4 protein-coding genes are annotated in these 6,829 nt (G+C 63.3%); all 4 read left to right on the forward strand.

What is annotated here, in order from left to right; all coding sequences use genetic code 11:
• Positions 1 to 384: 384 nt before the first annotated feature.
• The 4 genes from ltrA to lspA all read left to right on the forward strand — a co-directional run bounded on the left by ltrA (position 385) and on the right by lspA (position 6,749).
• The gene (gene ltrA / locus CF68_RS17935; RefSeq protein WP_035821204.1) at positions 385 to 2,085 is read left to right on the forward strand and encodes a group II intron reverse transcriptase/maturase; all 1,701 of its coding nucleotides are present in this window, start codon (positions 385 to 387) and stop codon (positions 2,083 to 2,085) included.
• A gap of 121 nt (positions 2,086 to 2,206) precedes the next feature.
• Positions 2,207 to 3,202: a bifunctional riboflavin kinase/FAD synthetase gene (locus tag CF68_RS17940; RefSeq protein WP_035821206.1), complete on the forward strand. Its 996-nt coding sequence runs from the start codon at positions 2,207 to 2,209 to the stop codon at positions 3,200 to 3,202.
• Between the two features lie 125 nt (positions 3,203 to 3,327).
• Positions 3,328 to 6,222 carry an isoleucine--tRNA ligase gene (ileS, locus tag CF68_RS17945; protein ID WP_035821208.1) on the forward strand — a complete coding sequence of 965 codons (2,895 nt, stop codon included), beginning with the start codon at positions 3,328 to 3,330 and terminating at the stop codon, positions 6,220 to 6,222.
• Complete coding sequence (gene lspA, locus CF68_RS17950; RefSeq protein WP_035821210.1) at positions 6,222 to 6,749, forward strand: signal peptidase II; 528 nt, start codon at positions 6,222 to 6,224, stop codon at positions 6,747 to 6,749. The genes ileS and lspA overlap by 1 nt, the downstream gene beginning before the upstream one ends.
• Positions 6,750 to 6,829: the final 80 nt, after the last annotated feature.

The raw sequence follows: 6,829 nt of genomic DNA on the forward strand, positions 1-6,829 counted from the left end.
ATACTCCGCTTAAAGCTCGGAGTACATCGCCTTCAGACCACCGGCGAAGAGGCAGGCCCTAACCCAGTCGTGTAACGCGTGGGGAACGTGGTAAGCCCGTATGGCTGCCTGGGCGCAATAAGGCTCAGGCAGGCGAACCGCAAGGAACGCTGTTGGCTGTGCGGGTATGGGAGGTTGGAAAAAGCGAACGCCGGGTTGTAATGATCCGGATAGGGATTGAAATCATCCCACGCGAAAGCGGGCAGACTTCCAACTGGTCTACTCGTCGCAAGACGACTGACTGAACTCGCTTGTTCAATTTTTCTTCCCTTGAGGGGCAACATGTCCCTCAAGGGGCGTGTTGTCTTTCGATGTTGGGGAAGATCCTCAAGATAGGAGGGCAGCATGGAAGCATTCGTCTGCAAGGATGAATCTGCGCCTTCCGGCGTACCGCAGAGATGGGGCGACATTGATTGGCGCCGTGTCGACCGGAACGTTCGGGTAATGCAGATTCGAATTGCGAAGGCAACACAGGAAGGGGACTGGCGCAGGGTGAAAGCCTTGCAACGGTCTCTAACCCGCTCGTTCTCCGCCAAGGCATCGGCGGTGCGACGAGTGGCGAAGAACCAAGGTGCGCGGACGGCAGGTGTCGACCGCGAACTATGGGACTCGCCTGAAGTCCGGTGGGTAGCCATCGGGCGGTTGAAGCGCCGGGGATATAGACCTTTGCCCTTACGGAGGGTCTTCATCCCCAAGGCCAACGGAAAGGAACGCCCCTTGGGCATCCCGACCATGTTGGACAGAGCCATGCAAGCGTTGTATCTGCTGGCGCTGGAGCCGGTGTCCGAAGGGACGAGCGATCCGAACTCTTATGGGTTCCGGATCAATCGCTCCACTCACGATGCCATGTCCCAGCTATTCGCATCCTTGTCCAAGAGAGCTTCGGCTCAATGGGTGCTGGAAGCGGATATCAAGGGGTGCTTTGACCATATCAGTCACGACTGGCTGGAGCGCAATGTCCCGATGGACAAAGCAATCCTACGGAAATGGCTGAAGGCTGGCGTGGTATTTCAGGGCCAGTTTCAGGCGACCGACGCTGGAACACCACAGGGGGGCATCATTTCCCCGACTCTGGCAAATGTGGCATTGAACGGATTGGAGCGACAACTGAATGCGTCCCTACGGGCGAAGTTCGGCGTTGTGAATTCGAACAAGCTGAAAGTGAATGTAGTGCGCTATGCGGACGACTTCGTGATCACCGGCAACACGCCGGAGGTGTTAGAAAACGAAGTGAAGCCGTGGGTGGAGAAGTTCCTAGCAGTACGGGGGCTGACCCTATCGACGGAGAGAACGCGGATCGTCAACATCGCCAACGGCTTTGACTTTCTGGGGTGGAATTTCCGAAAGTACTCGGGAAAGCTGCTCATTAAGCCGAGCAAGAAGAACGTGCAAGCGTTCTACCGCAACGTGAAGGAAGTCATCAGTGTCAAGAAAACGGCAAAGCAGGAAGATCTGATCAGACTGCTGAATCCGATGTTAAGAGGATGGGCGCAGTATCATCGCCCGGTGGTAGCAAAGGCGACGTTCACCAAGATGGAGCACCAAATTTTCGGGGCTCTGTGGCGGTGGGCAAAACGGCGACATCGAGGGAAGAATGCTGAGTGGGTGCGGAAAAAGTATTTCGCTACCGTCGAGGCTCGGAACTGGATGTTTGGAACCACAACTGTGGATAAGAAGGGCGCCCCCTTCTGGTTGGAGCTGTACTCGCTTGCGGGTACGCAGATCAGGAGGCACAAGAAGGTTCGGGGGGACTACCATCCCTTTGACCCAGCGCAGGAAATGTATGGTGAGAAATTGCGACAGGAACGCATGTCGGAAGACATGTCACACCGTAAGCAATGGATCAAGCTGTATATGTCCCAGCGGGGCTTGTGTGCAGTGTGTCAGAGCAAGATAACCAAAGAGACCGGATGGGACGACCATCACATCGTGCCGCGCATTCTTGGCGGCTCCGATGCTCTAGGAAATCGCGTGCTGGTGCATCCCGGTTGCCATGTTCAAGTCCATCACTACGGTAAAATCGCTGTAAAGCCGGTACTTGATTGACTCATTTACTTTGAGAGGCTTGAGCCGTATGCGGGGAAACTCGCACGTACGGTTCTTAGGGGGGAGCATCGCCAGAAATGGTATGCTCCTACCCTACCCTGAAACGTTTCCCGCCGTCCCCGTGAAAGTCTTCCGCGGCCTGCCCAACGCCGAAAGCCGGGCGCCCTGCGCGCTCACCATCGGCAATTTCGACGGTGTGCATCGCGGCCACCAGTCGCTGCTCGCGCGTGCGCGCGCAGCCGCCGACGCACGCGGCCTGCCGCTGTGCGTGATGACCTTCGAGCCGCATCCGCGCGAGTTCTTCACCCCGGACAAGGCCCCCACCCGCATCGCGCTGCTGCGCGACAAGCTGGAAAGCCTGCGCCGCAACGGCGTGGACCGGGTGGTGGTGGAACACTTCAACGCCCACTTTGCCGCCCAGTCGCCGCAGGCGTTTGTCGAGAACGTGCTGTGGCATGGCCTGCACGCGCGCTGGGTGCTGGTCGGTGACGACTTCCGCTTCGGCGCCAAGCGCGCCGGCGACTTTACCTACCTGCAGGAAGCCGGGCGCCGCTACGGCTTCGATGTCGAGCAGATGGGCTCGGTGTCCGAAGGCGGCATCCGCATCTCCAGCTCGGCGGTGCGCCAGGCGCTGGCCGACGGCGACCTGGAGCACGCCCGGCGCCTGCTCGGCCACGGCTATGCCATCAGCGGCCACGTGATCCACGGCCGCAAGCTGGGCCGCGACCTGGGCTTCCCGACGCTGAACCTGCGCATCTCGCACAAGCGGCCGGCAGTCAGCGGCATCTTCGTGGTGCAGGTGCACGGCATCGCCGACCAGCCCCTGCCGGGCGTGGCCAGCATCGGCGTGCGCCCCACCATCGAGGACGCCGGCCGGGTGCTGCTGGAAGTCCACCTGTTCGATTTCAAAGAGAACCTGTACGGCAAGCTGGTGCGGGTTGAATTCATGAAGAAGCTGCGCGACGAAGCGCGCTTCGACAACCTGGACGAACTCACCGCCGCCATCGCCAAGGACAGCGCCGATGCGCGCGCCTTCTTCGGCCTGACCGCCCCGGGCGCGGCCGAAGGCAGCGGCGGGCGCGACTTCGCCACCTCCGCCACCGACCGAATTAGGTAGCGGCCGGCGCCTGCCCGCACGCCAGTGGCGCGGGCCCGGCACGCACGCCGCCTGCCCCAGTCTTTCCGCGCGCCCGCCGGCCTGTCGCCGCCCGCGCGCCAACCCGAATTGCCCTGAGAATCGAAATGTCTGACGACAAACGCGCCAAGCCCGAGAAAAGCAAATATCCGGTCAACCTGCTCGACACGCCCTTCCCGATGCGTGGCGACCTGCCCAAGCGCGAGCCGCAGTGGGTCAAGCAGTGGCAGGACAAGCAGCTCTACAAGAAGATCCGCGCGGCGCGCAAGGGCGCGAAGAAGTTCGTGCTGCATGACGGCCCGCCGTATGCCAACGGTGATATCCATATCGGCCACGCCGTCAACAAGGTGCTCAAGGACATGATCATCAAGGCGCGCGGCCTGACCGGGCTGGACGCCGTCTACGTGCCGGGCTGGGACTGCCACGGCATGCCGATCGAGATCCAGATCGAGAAGAAGTTCGGCAAGGGCCTGCCGGTGCAGGAGGTCCAGGCCAAGGCGCGCGCCTACGCCACCGAGCAGATCAAGCGCCAGATGGTGGATTTCGAACGCCTGGGCGTGCTGGGCGACTGGGACCACCCCTACCTGACCATGAACTACAGCAACGAGGCGGATGAACTGCGCGCACTCGGCAAGATCATGGAGAAGGGCTATGTGTTCCGTGGCCTGAAGCCGGTGAACTGGTGCTTCGACTGCGGCTCGGCACTGGCCGAGGCCGAGGTCGAATACAAGGACAAGGTCGACCTGTCGATCGACGTGGGCTTCCCGTTCGCGCAAGCCGACAAGCTGGCGCACGCCTTCAAGGTGCCCTTCGAGCAGCTCGACGGCAAGCCAGGCTGGATCGTGATCTGGACCACCACGCCGTGGACCATCCCGAGCAACCAGGCGCTGAACGTGCACCCGGAAGTGGAATACGCGCTGGTCGAGACCCCGCGCGGCTACCTGATCCTGGCCACCGAGCGCGTCGAGGAGCAACTGAAGGTCTACGGCCTGGAAGGCAAGGTCGTGGCCACCACCACCGGCGCGGCACTGTCGGAAATCCGCTTCCACCACCCGCTGGCCAAGATGGACGCGGGCTATGACCGCCTGTCGCCGGTCTACCTGGGCGACTACGTCACCACCGACACCGGCTCGGGCATCGTGCACTCGGCGCCGGCCTACGGCGTGGAAGACTTCCAGTCGTGCAAGGCGCACGGCATGGCCGATTCGGACATCATCAGCCCGGTGATGGGCAACGGCGTCTATGCCGGCACGCTGCCGCTCTTTGGCGGGCTGTCGATCTGGGACGCCAATCCGAAGATCGTCGAGGTGCTGCAGGCCTCGGGCAACCTGTTCAATTCGCACAAGTACACCCACAGCTACATGCACTGCTGGCGCCACAAGACGCCGATCATCTACCGCGCCACCTCGCAGTGGTTCGCGGGCATGGACGTGGACCCGGCCGACGAGAACGGCAAGACCGGCCCCACCCTGCGCGAGACCGCGCTGGCCGGCATCGACGCCACCGAGTTCTTCCCGGCCTGGGGCAAGCAGCGCCTGCACAACATGATCGCCAACCGGCCGGACTGGACGCTGTCGCGCCAGCGCCAGTGGGGCGTGCCGATGGCCTTCTTCCTGCACAAGGAAACCGGCGCGCTGCACCCGCGCACGCCGCAGCTGCTGGAAGAAGTGGCCAGGCGCGTCGAACAGCACGGCATCGAGGCCTGGCAGTCGCTGGATCCGAAGGAACTGCTCGGCGACGAGGCCAGCCAGTACGAAAAGAATCGCGACACGCTGGACGTCTGGTTCGATTCCGGCACCACGCACTGGACCGTGGTCCGCGGCTCGCACCGCGACGACCTGTACGATCCGTCTGCCGATACGCCCGATGGCCGCCTCGCCGACCTGTACCTGGAAGGCTCGGACCAGCACCGCGGCTGGTTCCACTCGTCGCTGCTGACCGCGTCGATGCTGTACGGCAAGCCGCCCTACAAGGCGCTGCTGACGCACGGCTTCACCGTCGACGGTGAGGGCCGCAAGATGTCCAAGTCGGTCGGCAACACCGTGGCGCCGCAGGACATCACCAACAAGATGGGCGCCGAGATCATCCGCCTGTGGGTGGCCTCGACCGACTACTCCGGCGAGCTGTCGATCTCGGACGAGATCCTCAAGCGCGTGGTGGAAGGCTACCGCCGCATCCGCAATACGCTGCGCTTCCTGCTGTCCAACCTGTCCGACTACGACCACGCCAGGCACGCGCTGCCGGCGTCGGAATGGCTGGAGATCGACCGCTATGCCGTGGCGCTGACCGCGCAGCTGCAAAAGGAAGTGCTGTCGCACTACGAGTCGTATGAATTCCACCCGGTGGTGTCCAAGCTGCAGACGTTCTGCTCCGAGGACCTGGGCGGCTTCTACCTCGATGTGCTGAAGGACCGCCTGTACACCACCGCGCCGGACTCCAAGGCCCGCCGCGCGGCGCAGAACGCGCTGTACCACATCACCCAGGCGATGCTGCACTGGATGGCGCCGTTCCTGTCGTTCACCGCCGAGGAAGCGTGGCAGATCTTCGCCCACGGCACCGAGCACACCGACACCATCTTCACCAGCACCTACTACGCGGTGCCGGAAGTCGACGACGGCGCCGACGACCTGCTGCAGAAGTGGCACACGCTGCGCGAAGTGCGCGCCGAGGTCACCAGGCAGCTGGAAGCGGTGCGCGTGGAGGGCGAGATCGGCTCGTCGCTGCAGGCCGAGCTGACGATCCAGGCCGGCGGCCCGGTGCTGGACGCGCTGCAGAGCCTGGGCGACGACCTGCGCTTCGTGCTGCTGACCTCGTCGGCCAAGGTAACGCACGCGCCCGAGGCCGGCGACCTGCTGGTCACGGTGACCCCGTCGGCCCATGCCAAGTGCGAGCGCTGCTGGCACTACCGCGCCGATGTCGGCCACAACCCGGACCATCCGACCCTCTGCGGGCGCTGCGACAGCAACCTGTTCGGCGCCGGTGAACACAGGAGCCATGCCTGATGGCATCGACCACGTCCCGTTCCGCGCGCCCTGCACGCCGCAACAACAAGGCCGCCAGTACCACCCCGCTGCTGTGGATGGCCTTCGCGCTGCTTGTGGTAGTGCTCGACCAGTTCTTCAAGATCGTCATCGTGCGCACCTTCACCTATGGTGAATCGCGCCCGGTGACCGGCTTCTTCAACCTGGTGCTGGTCTACAACAAGGGCGCGGCGTTCAGCTTCCTGGCCGATGCCGGCGGCTGGCAGCGCTGGTTCTTCACCGGTCTTGGCCTCGTGGTGGGCGCGTTCATCGTCTGGCTGCTGTACCGCCATACTGGCCAGCGCATGTTCTGCTTCGCGGTGTCGCTGATCCTGGGCGGCGCGGTCGGCAACGTGATCGACCGCGTGGTCTACGGGCACGTGGTCGATTTCCTGGACTTCTATGTGCGCAACTACCACTGGCCGGCCTTCAACGTGGCCGACTGCGCGATCACAGTCGGCGCGGTGCTGCTGATCGTGGATGAGTTGCGGCGAGTGCGGCGCCACTGAGCGCCCTGATTGTGTTCCCCTCTCCCCTCATGGGGAGAGGGGAGGGTGAGGGGTGGTTCAGCAAGGCACCACCCCCATCG

It is taken from the genome of Cupriavidus sp. SK-4 (assembly GCF_000611125.1).
Taxonomy (GTDB): Bacteria; Pseudomonadota; Gammaproteobacteria; order Burkholderiales; family Burkholderiaceae; genus Cupriavidus; species Cupriavidus necator.

Excerpts from the sequence above, each read along its gene's own strand:
- ltrA (WP_035821204.1), top strand. The coding sequence starts at position 385 with ATGGAAGCATTCGTCTGCAAGGATGAATCTGCGCCTTCCGGCGTACCG.
- ileS (WP_035821208.1), top strand. The coding sequence starts at position 3,328 with ATGTCTGACGACAAACGCGCCAAGCCCGAGAAAAGCAAATATCCGGTC.
- lspA (WP_035821210.1), top strand. The coding sequence starts at position 6,222 with ATGGCATCGACCACGTCCCGTTCCGCGCGCCCTGCACGCCGCAACAAC.